Below are 15,592 nucleotides of genomic sequence, written 5' to 3' on the forward strand. Positions count from 1 at the left end.
GGTGCGGGCGGGACCACGGGTGCCGGCTCCGGTGCGGGCGGCGGCACGGGGTCCGGCGCCGTCGGCGGTTCGATCGAGCCGGCGTCGGGACCGCTCGCCGGCACGACCGGCTCGGCCGCCTTCGCGGGCTCGTCGTCGCGCGGCGGGGTACCGCCGGGGTTCTCGCTCATGCGTGGCCTCCCTGGTCACAGGGCGATCGTCGCCCACGCGGTCAGCGAACCGGGGGCGGAGGGCGCCTGTCAAGGAACCGGGCCTTCCGGGCATGTCGATGGGGTGCCGAACCGCCCGGCGGGGTGGCCCGCGCGTCGGTAGGCTGCGCGTGCCGTCACGCCGCCGGCCAGGGACGAGGAGCGAGCCACGATGTCGTACGAGCCCCACCAGAGCCCGCCCCCGAACGGCGCCGACCAGGACCGCACGTGGGGCGTGCTCGCGCACCTCGGCGGCATCCTCGCGTACGTCTGGGCGGGCTGGCTGCCCGCCCTCGTCATCTGGCTGGTGCACCGCGAGAAGGGCGGCACAGCCGCGGCCGAGGCCCGGGTCGCCCTCAACTTCCAGCTCACGGTCCTGATCGGGCTGATCGTCTGCGCGGTCGTGCGCGCCATCCCGGTCATCGGCATCGTGGGCTGGTTGGGCTTCATCGCACTGAGCCTGGCCAGCCTGGTCCTGAGCATCGTGGCCGCGCTCGCCGTCCAGCGCGGGGGCTCGTACCGCTACCCGTACAGCCTGGAGCTCGTGCGCTGAGGCTCAGCCCGCGAGGGTCCGCACCACCGCGTCGGCCAGCAGGCGGCCGCGCCGCGTGAGCACCACCCGGCGCCCTCCGGTCGCGGCGCGACCGTCCACCAGGCCGTCGGCGACGAGCCCCGCCACGGACGGGCGCGCCTGGGCCGGCAGGGCGTCCAGCGGCAGCCCGGACGCCAGCCGGACGCCGAGCATCAACCGCTCGAGCACCGCGCCGTCGCCCGTGACGGTCTCCCGCCCGGCGGCGGGGCTCAGACCCCGGTCGAGCCGGTCGGCGTACGCCCGCGGGTGCTTGACGTTCCACCACCGCACCCCGCCGACGTGGCTGTGCGCGCCCGGGCCGATCCCCCACCAGTCGTCGCCGCGCCAGTAGCTGAGGTTGTGCCGGCACGCGTCGGCGGGCGTCCGGGCCCAGTTGCTCACCTCGTACCAGTGCAGCCCGGCCGCCTCGAACAGGTCGTCGGCCAGCTCGTACTTGGCGGCCTGGTCGTCGCCGTCCGGGAGCTCGAGCTCGCCGCGGCGGACCTGCACGGCCATCCGGGTGCCGGCCTCGACCACCAGCGCGTACGCCGAGACGTGGTCGACGCCCGTGGCCAGCGCCGCCTCGACGCTGGTCCGCCAGTCGTCGAGCGACTCGCCCGGCGTGCCGTAGATCAGGTCGAGCGACACGGCCAGGCCGGCATCCTGGGCCCACCGGACCACGTCCGGGATCCGTCGCGGGTCGTGCGTGCGGTCGAGCGTGGCCAGCACGTGCGGCACCGCCGACTGCATGCCGAACGAGACGCGCGTGAACCCGGCCCCGGCCAGGGCCTCCAGCGACTCGGGCGTCACCGAGTCGGGGTTGGCCTCGGTGGTCACCTCGACGTCGTCGGCGAGCCCCCACGCGCCGCGGACGCCGCCGAGCATCCGCGCGAGGTCCGGGACCGAGAGGACGGTCGGGGTGCCGCCGCCGACGAACACCGTGCTGACCGGCCTGCGCGGCAGGATCCCGGCCGCGAGCTCGATCTCCTTCAGCGCCGTGTCCGCGTACGCGTGCTGGCTCGCCCCGCCGCCCAGCTCGGTCGCGGTGTACGTGTTGAAGTCGCAGTACCCGCAGCGGACCGTGCAGAACGGCACGTGCAGGTAGACGGCGAACGCGCGTTCGTCGGCACCCTCGAACGCCGACGGCGGCAGGGCGCCGTCGTCGGGCGCCACGTCTCCCTCGGGGAGGGCGGGACTCACTTCTTCTTCGCGTCCTTGCCGCCGGCGGACCCCGCGGGCTCGCTCGAGAGCGCGGCGATGAAGGCCTCCTGCGGCACGTCGACCCGGCCGATCGTCTTCATGCGCTTCTTGCCCTCCTTCTGCTTCTCGAGGAGCTTGCGCTTGCGGGTGATGTCGCCGCCGTAGCACTTGGCCAGGACGTCCTTGCGGATGGCCCGGATCGTCTCGCGCGCGATGATCCGGGCGCCGATGGCCGCCTGGATGGGCACCTCGAACTGCTGGCGCGGGATGAGGTCCTTGAGCTTGGCCGTCATCATCACGCCGTACGCGTAGGCCTTGTCCTTGTGCACGATCGCGCTGAACGCGTCGACCGTCTCGCCCTGGAGCAGGATGTCGACCTTCACCAGGTCGGCCACCTGGTCGCCGATGCGCTCGTAGTCGAGGCTCGCATACCCGCGGGTCTTGGACTTCAGCTGGTCGAAGAAGTCGAACACGATCTCGGCCATCGGCAGCACGTAGCGCAGCTCGACGCGGTCCTCGGACAGGTAGTCCATGCCCTGCAGCTCGCCGCGCTTGGTCTGGCAGAGCTCCATGATCGCGCCGATGAACTCGGACGGGGACAGGATCGTCGCCTTGACCATCGGCTCGTTGACGTCGCCGATCTTGCCGACGGGGAACTCGCTCGGGTTGGTGACCGTGACCACGGTCTTGTCCTCGAGGGTGACCTCGTAGACGACGTTGGGCGCGGTCGAGATGAGGTCGAGGTCGAACTCGCGCTCGAGGCGCTCGCGCACGATCTCGAGGTGCAGCAGGCCGAGGAAGCCGACGCGGAACCCGAAGCCGAGCGCGACAGAGGTCTCGGGCTCGTAGTTGAGCGCCGCGTCGTTGAGCTTCAGCTTGTCCAGCGCGTCGCGCAGGATCGGGTAGTCGGTGCCGTCGATCGGGTACAGACCGGAGAACACCATCGGCTTCGGGTCGGAGTACCCGCCGAGCGCGTGCGCGGCCGGCTTGCTCGCGTTGGTGACGGTGTCGCCGACCTTCGACTGGCGCACGTCCTTCACGCCCGTGATGAGGTAGCCGACCTCGCCGACGCCCAGGCCCTTCGTCGGGACGGGCTCGGGCGAGATGACCCCGATCTCGAGCAGCTCGTGCGTCGCGCGGGTCGACATCATGACGATCTTCTCGCGCGGGTTGAGGTTGCCGTCGATGACCCGGACGTAGGTGACGACGCCGCGGTAGGTGTCGTAGACCGAGTCGAAGATCATCGCGCGGGCCGGGGCGTCCGCGTCGCCCGTGGGCGGCGGCACCAGCTCGACGATGCGGTCCAGCAGCTCGACGACGCCCGCGCCGGTCTTGCCCGACACCCGCAGGCAGTCCTCGGGCTCGCCGCCGATGAGCTTGGCCAGCTCCTCCGCGTACCGCTCGGGCTGGGCGGCCGGCAGGTCGATCTTGTTGAGCACCGGGATGATCGTCAGGTCGTTCTCGAGCGCGAGGTACAGGTTGGCCAGCGTCTGCGCCTCGATGCCCTGCGCGGCGTCCACCAGCAGCACGGCGCCCTCGCAGGCGGCCAGGGAGCGCGAGACCTCGTACGTGAAGTCGACGTGCCCGGGGGTGTCGATCATGTTGAGCGCGAACGCGTCGTCGCCGACGCCCCACGGCATGCGCACGGCCTGCGACTTGATGGTGATGCCGCGCTCGCGCTCGATGTCCATCCGGTCCAGGTACTGCGCGCGCATCGCCCGGGAGTCGACGACGCCGGTGAGCTGCAGCATGCGGTCGGCCAGCGTCGACTTGCCGTGGTCGATGTGCGCGATGATGCAGAAGTTGCGCAGCAGCTCCGGCGGGGTCGCCGCAGGGTGGATGCGCGACGCGGCGGCGGCACTCGGGATCGGGGACAAGCGGACTGCTCCTGGCGCTGGAGTCGGGCGGCGCGCACGGTGGCGCCTTCCCGACGGACGGTGACCGTGGTCAGCCTGTCGGCTGTCGGTGGTCGGTCCCACCATGGTCCCATGACGACGGACCGAACCGGCGCCCTCACCCTCCTCGACACCCTGGCCGGGCTCCAGGACGACTTCCTCACGACGATCCCCCGGGTCGACCCGGCCACGCGCGTGCCCTGGTGCGGCCGATGGCGCGTCACGGACCTCGTCGTCCACCTGGCGCGGATCCACCACTGGGCCGCGGGCCAGGCGAGCCGCACGCAGGAGACGCCGCTCGGCCGCGGCCCGTTCGTGCTCGAGCAGCTCTACGCCACGTGCGCGGCCGAGCTGCGGGACACGCTGACCGCCCTCGGCCCCGACGCCCGCGCGTGGACGCTCGTCGGGAACGGCCCGGCGTCGTTCTGGCACCGGCGGCAGACCCACGAGACCCTCGTCCACCTGTGGGACCTGCGCACCGCGGGCGGCCTGGGGCTCGAGGTCGAGCCCGCGCTGTGGGCGGACACGGTCGACGAGGTGGTCACGGTGATGCAGCCGCGGCAGGAGCGGATGGGCCGGATGGAGCCGCTCGCGGCCCCGATCGAGCTGGTCGCGGACGACGCCGGGCGCAGCTGGCTGCTCGGCGCGCCCACCGAGCCGGTCCCCTCCGCGACGGTCACCGGCCCGGCGGAGACGCTCGCCCTGCTGCTGTGGGGCCGGGCGAGACAGGACGATCCGCGCCTGGCGGTCTCCGGCGACGCCGCGGCGCTGGCGGACGCCCTGGGCCGCCGCCTGACCCCGTGACCGTCAGGCCTCGCGCGTGATCCGGACCTGGACCTCGGCCTCCTGCGTGCCCGCCCCGGCGTAGATGCCTCGCAGCGGCGGCACGTCGTCGTACGACCGGCCCCGGGCCAGGACCACGTGGTGGTCGCCCGCGATGACCCGGTTGGTCGCGTCGTAGGCCACCCACTCGCCCACCCACCACTCGACCCACGCGTGCGAGTCGCCCAGCACGGTGGAGCCGATCGGCGCCGTGGAGTCCGGGTGCAGGTAGCCGGACACGTACCGCGCGGGGATGCCGATCGACCGCAGCGCGCCCGTGACCAGGTGCGCGATGTCCTGGCACACGCCCGCCCGCGCGGTCCACGCCTCCGAGGCCGGGGTGTGCACCGTGGTGACGCCGGGGATGTACTCCATCTCGTCGCGCAGCGCGTCAGCCACCGCGAGCGCGGCCTCGGCCGGCTCCTTGTCGGCCGCGACCCGGCGGGCCAGCTCGACCACGTCGTCGGGCGGCGCGGTGGTCCGCGTGTCGGTGAGGAACTCCGCCAGCCGGTCGCGCAGCTCCGCGCCGCGCAGCGTGTCCCAGCCCGCCGGCGACCGCAGCGGGCCGCGGTCCGCCACCTCGACCAGGTGCTCGGCCGTGACGACCATCGACTCGTGCGGCGTGAGCACCTCGAACGCGGTCACGGCGGTGCCCCAGTAGTCCCGGTACTCGTGCCAGCCGGTGTGCGGCTGCACGTCGAGCCGGGTCTCGAGCACGGTCTGCCCGTGCTGCGACACGGGCGTCATGCGCGCCTCGTTGTACGACGCCAGCACCGCGCTGGCGTACCGGAACGTCGACGTGTGCACCACGCGCAGCCGGCTCACAGTGCCTCTCCTACCCAGTTGGTCGAGGACGCGCTCGGGAAGTACCGCCCCCGGATGGCGTCGGACGCGGCGGAGCAGGCGCGCTGCACCCGCTCCATCTCCTTGGGCAGCTTGTCGAGCACCTCGATCAGCGGCCGGTACTCGAGGTTGGTGCGGACGTACCCGATGTGCCGGCGCGCGTCGTCGACCGCCGACCGGTCCGACGTCCCCTCCAGCGCCGTCAGGCAGGCCTCGGCCTGGTTCAGCGCGAACACGATGGACCGGGGGAACAGCTGGTCGGTGAGCAGGAACCCGGCGGCGCGCTCGTCGGACGCGGCCCCCCGGTACATGCGCAGGAAGGCCTCGTGCGCGCCGCACGAGCGCAGCAGGGTGGTCCAGCTGGGACCGGCCGACCCGGCGAGCGCGCGCGTGGTGAGCAGGCGCGCCGTCATGTCGGCCCGCTCGATGGACCGGCCGAGCACCATGAAGTTCCAGGTGTCGTCGCGCGAGGTCGCGGAGTCGGTGATGCCCGAGACCACGGCGGCACGCTCCCGGACCCAGGTGAAGTAGTCGTGCGGCCGCAGCGGGCGCATGTGCGACGGCAGCTGGTTCCAGGTGGCGTTCAGGCTCTCCCACAGCTCGGTGGAGATGGTCTCGCGCGCCCGCCGGGCGTTCTCCCGCGCGGAGACCAGCGAGCCGGCGATGGACGACGGCGCGAACCGGTCGTACGCCAGCATGTCGAGCACGTACTCGCGGCCGACCTCGACGTGCGCGGGCGGGGCGGCCCGGTCCATGACGGACAGGAGCGACCGGCAGGCGAGGTCCTCCTCGGCCCACGGGTCCTCGAGCAGGATCTGCACGTGCACGTCGAGCAGGCGGGCGGTGTCGTCCGCGCGCTCGACGTACCGCCCGATCCAGAACAGGGACTCCGCGATCCGGCTCAGCACGAGGCACCTCCGGCGGGGAACGAGAGGTCCTGTTGCTGCTGCTGCATCACCTGGGCGCGCTGGTCGCTCGGGTTGGAGTCGATGGGCACCGCGGAGTCCTGCGAGACGGCCTGCGGGCTGTCGGTCTCGTGCCGGACCGCCCGGCGCGGCACCGCACCCCCGAGCACCCACGTGTCCTTCGACCCGCCGCCCTGGGAGGAGTTGACCACCAGCTCGCCCTCGGGCAGCGCGACGCGCGTGAGGCCGCCGGGGAGCACGAAGACCGACTCGCCGTCGTTGACTGCGAACGGTCGCAGGTCGGTGTGCCGGGGCCGCAGCTGGTCGTCGATGAGCGTCGGCACGGTGGACAGCTGGACCACGGGCTGCGCGATCCAGCCGCGCGGGTCGTCCCGCAGCCGCACCCGGAGCTGGGCGAGCTCCGCCGCGGACGCCTTGGGCCCGACCACCAGGCCCTTGCCGCCCGAGCCGTCGACGGGCTTGACCACGAGCTCGTCCAGCCGGTCCAGCACCTCCTCCAGCGCGTCCGGCTCCTCGAGCCGCCACGTGTCGACGTTGCTCAGGATCGGCTGCTCGCTCAGGTAGTACCGGATGAGGTCGGGCACGTAGGTGTAGACGAGCTTGTCGTCGGCGACGCCGTTGCCCACCGCGTTCGCGATGGTGACGGTGCCGTTGCGGGCGCACGTCATCAGGCCGGGGCTGCCCAGGTAGGAGTCGTTGCGGAACACGACGGGGTCCAGGTAGTCGTCGTCCACGCGCCGGTAGATCACGTCGACGCGGCGGCGGCCCTGCGTCGTGCGCATCCACACGCGCCCGCCCGCGCAGAAGAGGTCGCGACCCTCGACCAGCTCCACCCCCATCATGCGGGCCAGCAGCGAGTGCTCGTAGTACGCGCTGTTGAAGACGCCCGGCGTGAGCACGACCACGGTCGGCTCGTCGACGCCCGACGGCGCGGCGGCGGTGAGGGCGGCGAGCAGCCGGCGGGGGTAGTCGGCCACGGGCCGGATCCGCAGCGCGGCGAACAGCTCCGGGAACGTCTGCGCCATCGCCCGGCGGTTCGACAGCACGTAGCTCACGCCGCTGGGCACCCGCACGTTGTCCTCGAGCACCCGCCAGCCGCCGAGGCTGTCGCGCACGAGGTCGATGCCCGACACGTGCACCCGGACGCCGTTGGGCGGGTTGATGCCCCGCGCCGCGCGCAGGAAGTTCGTCGACGAGACGACGACGCTGCGCGGGATCACGCCGTCGGCGATCGCCCGCTGCGGGCCGTAGACGTCCGCGAGGAACGCCTCGAGCGCGCGGACCCGTTGGGCCACGCCGGGCGCGACGTGCTCCCACTCGTCCCCGGCCAGCACGCGCGGCACCACGTCGAGCGGGAACGGCCGCTCCTCGCCGGCGAAGTCGAAGGTGACGCCCTGCGCGAGGTACGACCGGGCGAGCGTCTCGGCCCGGGCCCGCAGCTCACCGGCGCTGAGCTGCGCGAGCGCGCGGTGCAGCCCCTTGTAGGCCGCGCGCGAGCCGCCACCGTCGGGGTCGATCATCTCGTCCCACGCGGGACCGGTCGGGTAGTCGTCGAACAGGTCCGCCATGATCCGGACAGTATCCGCCCGGTGATAACGCCGCGTTACGTGGGGCGCGACCGGCGGGTCGGGGAGCGACACGGCCCGACTCACCCGGTGCGACCCGCGCCGGTACGGTCGAGGCCATGACCACCTCGGCCTGGGCCCGCCTGCGACGCGCGGTGCGCACGATCGCCGGCCTGGCCGGGACCACGGCCCCGCCGGCGGCGCCGGAGCGCGCGTCCACGCCGGCGCACGAGACCCTCCCCGACCACCGCGGCACCGTCCGCCTCGAGTACAGCCCGCATCCCGACGGCGACGCCGACCCGGGCGAGATCGTCTGGGGCTGGGTGCCCTACGAGGACGACCCGACCCGCGGGAAGGACCGCCCGGTGCTCGTCATCGGTCGCGACGGGCCGAACGTGCTCGGCGTGATGCTCACCAGCAAGGACCACTCGCGCGACGCGGCCCTCGAGGCCCGGCGCGGGAGGGTGTGGATGGACATCGGCGCCGGAGCCTGGGACCCGCAGCGCCGGCCCAGCGAGGTCCGGCTCGACCGCGTGCTGCGGCTCCCCCGGTCCGCGTTCCGCCGCGAGGGCGCGGTGGTGGACCGCGCGCTGTTCGACCGGGTAGCGGCCGCCCTGCGCCAGACCAACGGCTGGTGAGACGGATCACGGGGTTCGGCCGCAGGCCCCTCGCCTGCTAACATGGTCATTCGCGTGTCCGCCCGGGTCGGCGGGCACAAGCCCAGTTCCTCTCCGCGGGTATCCCCACGCCCTAGTCCCGGAGCTGTGCGCGCCCTCTAGACCTGTCAGATCGCTTCGGCGAACGCACAAGAGAGTCCACACGTGGCCAACATCAAGTCCCAGATCAAGCGCATCACCACCAACGAGAAGGCGCGTCTGCGCAACAAGTCGGTGAAGTCCGAGCTCAAGACGCACATCCGTCGCGTCCGCGAGGCCGTCGCCGGTGGCGACAAGGACGCCGCGTCGGTCGCCCTCGTCGAGGCGTCGCGCAAGCTCGACAAGGCCGTCTCCAAGGGCGTCATCCACGCCAACCAGGCCGCCAACAAGAAGTCGGCGCTGGCGAAGTCGGTCGGCACGCTCTGAGTCGTCCCTGAGCCTGCCGCTCGTCGGCCGGCCGGGCATCGTCCGAAGGCGTCATCCCGTCAGGGGTGGCGCCTTCGGTGCGTCACCGGCCGGAGCCGGCACGAGCGGCACCACCCGGACAGCAGTGAAGGCGTCACCCCCCCTGCGGGGTGACGCCTTCACTGTTCTCCGGCCCGATCAGGTGAGCGACCAGGTCTCCCAGGCGCTCAGCGGGATCGTGGGTCGGAAGCCTGCCTCGCGCAGCGCGCGGTCGTACGCCTGCGCCGCGGCGGCGCTGTCGCCGTGCATCGCGTACCGGTCCCCCAGGTCGCGCCAGGCCGACGCGGACTGGCGGGACGCGGACATCATGCCGAGCAGGTCGGCCGCGGACTCGTACGCCTGCGCCGCACCCGCGGTGTCGCCGCGGGCGTGCAGCGCGTCGCCACGGGAGAGCTGGGCGAACGCCGTCTCCAGCCGCGGCGGGGAGCCGAGGCGCTCGAGCGCCGCGGACGCGAACCGCTCCGCGGCGTCGACGTCACCGAGGAGCAGGTGCGCCCGCGAGCTCTCGACGTCGACCCGGGAGAGGTCGAGCTCGGAGCCCAGGACGGCCAGGTCGGGTGCCGCACGCTCGATCTGGTCGAGGGCCCCGCGGGGGTCGACCGGGTCCGAGCGCAGCAGCAGCCACGCGTAGTTGAGCCGCAGGCGCGGCAGGTCGCGGTCCGCCTCGCCCTCCGAGAGGAGCGCGAGCGCCCGCTCGGTGTAGCGCTGCGCGAGCTCGTAGTCGCGCCGCTGCTCGGCCACGAGCGCCGCGTTCCAGTACACGCTCCCCCGGCCGCGCGGCGTGCCCAGCGACTCCGCCAGCCGGACCAGCTCCGCCGCCCGGTGCGTGGCGTAGAGCAGGTCGCCGCGCTCGACGTAGGCCCACAGCACCGTGGACGCGAGCCGCAGGTGCTCGTCGGTCCCCGTGAGGTCCGCCGCCTCGAGCTCCGCCAGCGTCCGCTCGCCGACCTCGACGCTGCGGTGCAGGTCACCGGCCTCGAGGTACGACGCGACGAGCGCGTTGGCCAGCTTGGCGGACTCGACGTGGTGGGTCCGCGCCCGGGAGTCGGCCAGCAGCGGCTCGAGGATCGCCACCGACGACTCCAGGTCGCCCAGCACCTCGAACGCGTGCGCCAACGTGGTCAGCGCCTCCACGCGGACCGACGGCGAGACGATGTCGAGGTCGAGCGCCTCCAGCCGTCGACGGGCCCCGGCAGCGTCGCCCTGGGTCATGTCGAGCTTGGCGTAGTCGATCTCGAGCCGCGTGCGCGCCTCGTTGGGGCCGTCCTCGCCGTGCTTCAGATACTCGAGAGTCGTGCCCAGGCGGGTGGCCAGCACGGCGAGCGCGGAGTCGGTCGGTTCCCGATGACCCGCCTCGATCAGTGAGATGTAGCTGGGTGAGAAGGCGGACCCGGCGAGAGCCGTCTGGGAGAGCCCAGCGGCCAGCCGTGCCTCGCGTACCCGGTCAGCAATCGTGGTCATGGTCAGTCATTGTATGTGTGACGTCCCCCTGTTGCACCACCCCCCTTCGGAGGCGGCGTGTCTGTGCCCGGGCTGTGCCCCGGGGCCGAGATCACTCGACCAGACGGCAGCAGCCGCTGGCACCGCCGGTGGTGGGGCTGTCGCTGGTGCCGTCCGCGATGGCGGCCCCGGACGACAGCGTCAGGGTGCCGATGAAGGCGAGGGCGACGAGGGCGGACTTGAACGTTCTGGGCATGAGGAGTGCTCCTTGGACTGGCGCCGGCGATCCGGGGTGGTGCCCATGATGACGTGCGACCGGCGTGACGTCTCCAGGTTCGGACAGGTCCGACCCAGATCGGGTGAATGTTCATGTTCCGAGCGGCACCAGGATCGCCGCTCGAGAATTCCACCCGCAACTCGTCGGTTCACAGCGCCGAAGTTGTGATGTCATAGATGCCATGACACCGGACGACGCCGACGGGCGGCTCGCATATCTCGCGGCCGCAGTGGAGGACGCCATCCCGACTGCCCTCCGGCTGGAGTGGGCTCAGCGGATCTCCCACGAGCCGGTGCTCGTCGCGCGGCAGGGGATCTTCTCCGAGCACGGCCGTCCGTTCGCCTACCAGCTCTCCTTCCGGTCGCCGGACCAGCACACCGCGACGGCCGTCTCCTGGAGCCCGCACCAGCACGAACGGGCGACCGCGCACGTCTTCGGCGCCACCTTCGGGCGCGCCGACCTGGAGCACGTGGCGCACGGTCGCCTGCTGTTCGTCCGCTGCCCGCGCGCCTACCTGGTGGGCGACCTGCCCATCCCCCGCCGCCCGGACCGCCTCGTGATCGAGGTGAACGACGCCGTCACCGTCGACAACGCGGTGCTCACGGGCATCCGCCGGCTGCGCGAGGAGGGCTTCCGGATCGCGGTCCCCTCCTTCGTGAGCAACCCGAACCAGCGTCGGCTCCTGCCGCACGCGGACTTCGTCAAGATCGACGTCCGCGACCTCGACGTCGAGGGCCCGCCCGTCGTCCACCTCGCGCGCTCGTACGGCGCGCTGCTGGTCGCCGAGTACGTCGAGAGCCCGGACACCTTGCGCCACGCACGCGACCTCGGCTTCACGCTGTTCCAGGGCAACCTGCTCGAGCGCGCCGGGGTGCTGGACCGCGCCGGCGCGCGGCGCGTCAGTCTTTAGGGTCGCGCGAGACGCCACCGGTCACAGGCCGTTAGCCCGGTCGGGTGAACGGCGTCATAGACCGATGTCACACCCCTCTCATCAGGTGTGATCGCGCCCAGCGTCTCCCCCGCAGTCCCGTCCCGGCTGCCGATCGCGCGCCAACCCATCTGGACCATCGGCGGGCTGCTGTACGGCAACGAGTTCCTCTACCGGTCCCGCGAGGGGCTGCCTGCGCAGGTCGACCGCTGGGGCTCGGACCGCCAGGACGTGGCCACCGCGTCGGTGCTCGACGTCCTGTTCGGCGACGGCCCTCCGACCAGCGAGACGTTCGCGTTCGTCAACGTCACGCGCTCGTTCCTGGTCGACGACCGGCTGCTCCCGGCCCACGCCGACCGCCTGGTGCTCGAGGTCGTCGAGTCGGTGGAGGCCGACGCCGCGGTGCTCGCGGGGCTCGGCCGCCTGCGGTCCCGGGGCTACCGGATCGCGATCGACGACTTCGCCGCCGAGCCGGACCAGCTGGCGATGATGCCGTACGCCGACTTCGTGAAGATCGACTGCCGCGACGTGCACCGGCTCGGCACGGGCCTCGTGCAGCTGGCCCGCCGGCACGGCGCGACCCTCGTCGCGGAACGCGTCTCGGACCTCGGGCTCGTCGAGGAGTGCCGCACCCTCGGGTTCGACCTGCTGCAGGGTGACGTGCTCGGGCCGGCCGTGACCCTCAGCGCGTAGGGGTCACGAGCCGACGGCGCCGGCGACCCGCAGCACGGCCCGCTCGACGGCGAACTGCGGGTCCCGCCCCTCGCCCTTGACCTCCGCGTCGGCCTGCGCCACGGCGGCGATGGCGCTGGCGAGCCCCTCCGGCGTCCAGCGGCGCAGGTCGGCCATCGCGCGGTCCGTCTGCCACGGCGCCAGGCCCAGGTCGCGGACCGCGCCGGCCCCGCGGCCCCGCACCGCCGCGACCTTGGCGAGCACCCGCAGCTTGGCCGCCAGCGCCGCGACCACAGGCACGGGGTCGACCCCGGTGGCGAGCGCGTGCCGCAGGAGAGCCACCGCCTGGCCCGCCTGGCCCGCGACCGCCGCGTCCGCGACGCGGAAGCCCGTCGCCTCGATGCGCCCGCCGTAGTAGCGCTCGACCACCTCGGGGCCGATCAGGCCGGTGGTGTCGGCCACGAGCTGGCTGCACGACGCCGCGAGCTCGCGCAGGTCGCTGCCCACCGCGTCGACCAGCGCGCGCACCGCCTGGGCGTCCGCGCGGCGCCCGGCCCGGCGCAGCTCGGCGGTGACGAAGGCGCTCTTGTCGCCGTCCGACTTGATCGCGTCGCAGGCCACGGTGGGCACGCCCAGGGTGCGCAGGGTGTCCAGCAGCTTCTTGCCGCGCTGGCCGCCTGCGTGCCGCAGCACGAGCACGACGTCGGCCGGGGGCGCGGCGACGTACTGGGTCACGTCGCTCAGCAGGTCGTCGCTCGCCCGCTCGAGGCCGTCGACGACGACGACCTTGTCCTCGGCGAACAGGCTCGGGCTGCTGACCACCCCGAGGGTGCCCACGGCGTAGTCGGCGGCGTCGAGGCGGGTCACCTCGACCCCGGGGTCCGCGGCGCGGGCGAGCGACACCACCCGCTCGACCGCGCGGTCGGCGAGCAGCCCCTCGGCGCCGCTGACCAGCAGCACGGGGGCGAGCTCGACGGCCTCCCACGAGACGCCCGCGGTCCGGGCGGCGGGACGGCGGGTGGAAGGAGGCACGGGCACAGCCTGCCAGACGTCACCGACGCTCCGCGGCCGCGCCCCGGACCGCCACGAGCCGCAGCACGCACGCGCTGGCGACGACCAGCGCCACCACGCCCACCCACCCCGGCAGCCACGCCACCTGGGCGCCCGGCGCCGCAGCGACCACGCGGGCGACCGCCCCGATCCACCAGCACGCCGCACCCGCGCCGAGGGCGAGCACGTGGGCGCCCCCGCCCCACCACGGCGCGACGCAGCCGGCGGCGAGCCCCAGCACCGTGGCGGGCGCGAGGGCGGGCGCGACCAGCAGGTTCGCCGGCACCCCGTACAGCGCGACGGTCGGGGTCACCGCGAGGATGGCGGGCGCGCACATCAGCTGGGCGGCCACGGGCAGGGCCAGCGCCGTCGCCACGGGGCGCCCGCACCGCGACGACCAGCGCTCCGCCAGCGGTCCGCCGACCAGCACCAGGCCACCCGTCGCGAGCACCGACAGCACGAAGCCCAGCTCGCCGGCCAGCCACGGGTCCGCGACGAGCAGCAGCACGACCGTCGCCGAGAGCGCCGCCGGGGCCCGGTGGGGGCGACCGAGGACCACCCCGAGCACGCCCACCAGACCCATCGCGGCCGCCCGCAGCACGCTCGGTGACGGGTGCACCACCAGCACCATGGCGGCCATCGCGACGACGGTCAGGGCCACCCGGGCCGCCCTCGACAACCGGGCCGCCGCGGCGAGCGCGAGCACCAGGGCGGCGACGAGCGAGAAGTGCGCGCCCGACACGGCGGTCACGTGCGTCAGGCCCGCGGTGCGCATCGCCGCGGCGAGGTCGTCGGGAACCGCGCCGGTGTCCCCCACGCTCACCCCCGCCAGCAGCGCGCCCGCATCGCCCGGCAGGGGCGCCGCCAGGGCGCGGACTCCGTGCCTGAACGCCGTGGCCGTGGTGTCCCAGGGGGGCGCGGCCCGCGTGACGTCCGGCGCGCCGCCCGCCAGCAGCACCGCGACGGTCCGGCTGCCCGGCTCCCCCGGCCGCAGTCGCCCGGCCGCGACCACCCGGGCCCCGTACGGCACCGACGTCCAGCTGGCCGGGCCGAGCACGAGCACGTGACCGACCGCGCCGGACGTCCGCCCGCCGGCGGTGACGCGCTCCGCGGCGATCACGCACCGCGCCCGCTCCGGCGCACCCGGCCACGCGGGCGCGACGAGCGTCGGCTCCACGACCACGACGCCCTCGATCCGGCCGGCCGCCTCGTCCCGCGCGAGCCCGGGCAGCAGCCCCTCGGCGCGGGCGGCCACCTGGGCGGACCCCGCGCACAGCACCACGGCCCCGGCGGCGAGCGCGAGGCCGAGCACGGGCAGGAGCGCAGGACCACGCCGGAAGCGCGCGGCGCATGCCAGGCCGACCACGACGAGGACGGTGACGAGCGCCCCGCATGCCGCCGCGGCCCCCGCCGGCAGCCGGACCACGGCCAGCGCGGCCGCCCATGCGGCGACGGCGGCCGGGAGCAACCGCACGTCGACGGTGAGCGGCGGGTCGCTGTCGTCCGGCGACCGCGTGTCGCCGGGCGCAGGTCCGCCGTCGCGCCCGGCCCGCGGTTGCTCCGCCCGGGTGCTGTCGGGCAGAGGGTGCTCCGTCCGCGGGAGCGCAGTCGGGTCCGTCATACCCGGACCAGGTCGCGCAGGCGGTCGAGGAGGGTCGGTCCGATGCCGGCGACGTCGGCGAGCTCGTCGACGCTCGAGAACGGGTGGTCCTCGCGGTGCGCGACGATGCGGCCGGCCAGCACGGGGCCGATGCCCGGCAGCGCGTCGAGCGCGGAGGCGTCCGCCGCGTTGAGGTCGACTCTTTCGTCGCCACCCGCCGCTGGACCCGTCGTGCTCGCGGCGACCGGGTCGCTCGCGGACGGCACGACGATCTGCTCGCCGTCCACGAGCACCCGCGCGAGGTTCAGCGCGCTCAGCCGGGCGTCCGAGGTGCCGCTGCCTGCGGCGGCGATCGCGTCGACCACCCGGGAACCGGCGGCGAGCCGCACCACGCCGGGTGCTGCCACCGCACCCACGACGTCCACCACGACCTCGCCGGTCGGCGCCGCGCTGGGCCGGTCGGTGCCCTGCGGCGCGGGGACGGGCAGCGTCAC

16 protein-coding genes are annotated in these 15,592 nt (G+C 74.1%); 6 read left to right on the forward strand and 10 right to left on the reverse strand.

Features of this window, described 5'->3' with window-relative positions; all coding sequences use genetic code 11:
• Window positions 1–360: 360 nt before the first annotated feature.
• The gene (locus AB5970_RS18390) at window positions 361–741 is read left to right on the forward strand and encodes a DUF4870 domain-containing protein (protein WP_370505397.1); all 381 of its coding nucleotides are present in this window, start codon (window positions 361–363) and stop codon (window positions 739–741) included.
• A 3-nt stretch (window positions 742–744) separates the two neighbouring features.
• On the opposite strand, the gene hemW is transcribed toward AB5970_RS18390, so the two are convergent.
• Together hemW and lepA are read right to left on the reverse strand one after the other, a co-directional pair.
• Complete coding sequence (gene hemW / locus AB5970_RS18395; RefSeq protein WP_370505398.1) at window positions 745–1,959, reverse strand: radical SAM family heme chaperone HemW; 1,215 nt, start codon at window positions 1,957–1,959, stop codon at window positions 745–747.
• Window positions 1,956–3,836: a translation elongation factor 4 gene (lepA, locus tag AB5970_RS18400; RefSeq protein WP_370505399.1), complete on the reverse strand. Its 1,881-nt coding sequence runs from the start codon at window positions 3,834–3,836 to the stop codon at window positions 1,956–1,958. The genes hemW and lepA overlap by 4 nt, the downstream gene beginning before the upstream one ends.
• Window positions 3,837–3,947: 111 nt before the next feature.
• On the opposite strand from lepA, the gene AB5970_RS18405 reads away from it, so the two are divergent.
• A complete protein-coding gene (locus AB5970_RS18405; RefSeq protein WP_370505400.1) occupies window positions 3,948–4,658 on the forward strand; it encodes a maleylpyruvate isomerase family mycothiol-dependent enzyme in 711 nt (236 codons plus the stop codon).
• Between the two features lie 3 nt (window positions 4,659–4,661).
• On the opposite strand, the gene AB5970_RS18410 is transcribed toward AB5970_RS18405, so the two are convergent.
• From AB5970_RS18410 to AB5970_RS18420, 3 genes are read right to left on the reverse strand one after another with little or no spacing between them, the layout of a single operon-like run.
• The gene (locus AB5970_RS18410; RefSeq protein ID WP_370505401.1) at window positions 4,662–5,501 is read right to left on the reverse strand and encodes a transglutaminase family protein; all 840 of its coding nucleotides are present in this window, start codon (window positions 5,499–5,501) and stop codon (window positions 4,662–4,664) included.
• Window positions 5,498–6,427, reverse strand: coding sequence for an alpha-E domain-containing protein (locus AB5970_RS18415; RefSeq protein ID WP_370505402.1), 930 nt, complete (start codon window positions 6,425–6,427; stop codon window positions 5,498–5,500). Before AB5970_RS18415 ends, AB5970_RS18410 begins: the two co-directional genes overlap by 4 nt.
• Window positions 6,421–8,013 carry a circularly permuted type 2 ATP-grasp protein gene (locus tag AB5970_RS18420; RefSeq protein WP_370505403.1) on the reverse strand — a complete coding sequence of 531 codons (1,593 nt, stop codon included), beginning with the start codon at window positions 8,011–8,013 and terminating at the stop codon, window positions 6,421–6,423. Before AB5970_RS18420 ends, AB5970_RS18415 begins: the two co-directional genes overlap by 7 nt.
• 116 nt (window positions 8,014–8,129) lie before the next feature.
• Here AB5970_RS18420 and AB5970_RS18425 point away from each other — a divergent pair, with 116 nt between their 5' ends.
• Both AB5970_RS18425 and rpsT read left to right on the forward strand, forming a co-directional pair.
• Window positions 8,130–8,648, forward strand: coding sequence for a type II toxin-antitoxin system PemK/MazF family toxin (locus AB5970_RS18425; protein ID WP_370505404.1), 519 nt, complete (start codon window positions 8,130–8,132; stop codon window positions 8,646–8,648).
• Between the two features lie 183 nt (window positions 8,649–8,831).
• A complete protein-coding gene (rpsT, locus tag AB5970_RS18430) occupies window positions 8,832–9,092 on the forward strand; it encodes a 30S ribosomal protein S20 (protein WP_370505405.1) in 261 nt (86 codons plus the stop codon).
• Window positions 9,093–9,269: 177 nt separating this feature from the next.
• Here the strand turns inward: rpsT and AB5970_RS18435 are convergent, their stop codons facing one another.
• A complete protein-coding gene (locus tag AB5970_RS18435; RefSeq protein ID WP_370505406.1) occupies window positions 9,270–10,592 on the reverse strand; it encodes a helix-turn-helix domain-containing protein in 1,323 nt (440 codons plus the stop codon).
• A gap of 91 nt (window positions 10,593–10,683) precedes the next feature.
• Window positions 10,684–10,827: a hypothetical protein gene (locus AB5970_RS18440; RefSeq protein ID WP_370505407.1), complete on the reverse strand. Its 144-nt coding sequence runs from the start codon at window positions 10,825–10,827 to the stop codon at window positions 10,684–10,686.
• 202 nt (window positions 10,828–11,029) lie between these two features.
• On the opposite strand from AB5970_RS18440, the gene AB5970_RS18445 reads away from it, so the two are divergent.
• A complete protein-coding gene (locus AB5970_RS18445; protein ID WP_370505408.1) occupies window positions 11,030–11,758 on the forward strand; it encodes an EAL domain-containing protein in 729 nt (242 codons plus the stop codon).
• 87 nt (window positions 11,759–11,845) lie between these two features.
• Entirely contained in the window at window positions 11,846–12,469 is a 624-nt protein-coding gene (locus tag AB5970_RS18450) for an EAL domain-containing protein (protein ID WP_370505409.1), read from the forward strand.
• A 3-nt stretch (window positions 12,470–12,472) separates the two neighbouring features.
• Here the strand turns inward: AB5970_RS18450 and holA are convergent, their stop codons facing one another.
• The 3 genes from holA to AB5970_RS18465 all read right to left on the reverse strand — a co-directional run.
• Window positions 12,473–13,480: a DNA polymerase III subunit delta gene (gene holA / locus AB5970_RS18455; protein ID WP_370505410.1), complete on the reverse strand. Its 1,008-nt coding sequence runs from the start codon at window positions 13,478–13,480 to the stop codon at window positions 12,473–12,475.
• A 19-nt stretch (window positions 13,481–13,499) separates the two neighbouring features.
• Window positions 13,500–15,119 carry a ComEC/Rec2 family competence protein gene (locus AB5970_RS18460; protein ID WP_370505411.1) on the reverse strand — a complete coding sequence of 540 codons (1,620 nt, stop codon included), beginning with the start codon at window positions 15,117–15,119 and terminating at the stop codon, window positions 13,500–13,502.
• A partial coding sequence (locus tag AB5970_RS18465; protein ID WP_370505412.1) for a helix-hairpin-helix domain-containing protein occupies window positions 15,116–15,592 on the reverse strand: 477 nt, incomplete at its 5' end. The genes AB5970_RS18465 and AB5970_RS18460, both read right to left, overlap by 4 nt.

The sequence above is a fragment of the Cellulomonas sp. ICMP 17802 genome (assembly GCF_041295535.1).
GTDB lineage: Bacteria > Actinomycetota > Actinomycetes > Actinomycetales > Cellulomonadaceae > Cellulomonas.

Bases quoted from the DNA above. Each gene is read 5' to 3' on its own strand.
- AB5970_RS18390 (WP_370505397.1), top strand. From the start codon at position 361: ATGTCGTACGAGCCCCACCAGAGCCCGCCCCCGAACGGCGCCGACCAG.
- AB5970_RS18425 (WP_370505404.1), top strand. From the start codon at position 8,130: ATGACCACCTCGGCCTGGGCCCGCCTGCGACGCGCGGTGCGCACGATC.
- AB5970_RS18405 (WP_370505400.1), top strand. From the start codon at position 3,948: ATGACGACGGACCGAACCGGCGCCCTCACCCTCCTCGACACCCTGGCC.
- AB5970_RS18445 (WP_370505408.1), top strand. From the start codon at position 11,030: ATGACACCGGACGACGCCGACGGGCGGCTCGCATATCTCGCGGCCGCA.
- AB5970_RS18440 (WP_370505407.1), bottom strand. From the start codon at position 10,827: ATGCCCAGAACGTTCAAGTCCGCCCTCGTCGCCCTCGCCTTCATCGGC.
- AB5970_RS18435 (WP_370505406.1), bottom strand. From the start codon at position 10,592: ATGACCACGATTGCTGACCGGGTACGCGAGGCACGGCTGGCCGCTGGG.
- AB5970_RS18460 (WP_370505411.1), bottom strand. From the start codon at position 15,119: ATGACGGACCCGACTGCGCTCCCGCGGACGGAGCACCCTCTGCCCGAC.
- AB5970_RS18420 (WP_370505403.1), bottom strand. From the start codon at position 8,013: ATGGCGGACCTGTTCGACGACTACCCGACCGGTCCCGCGTGGGACGAG.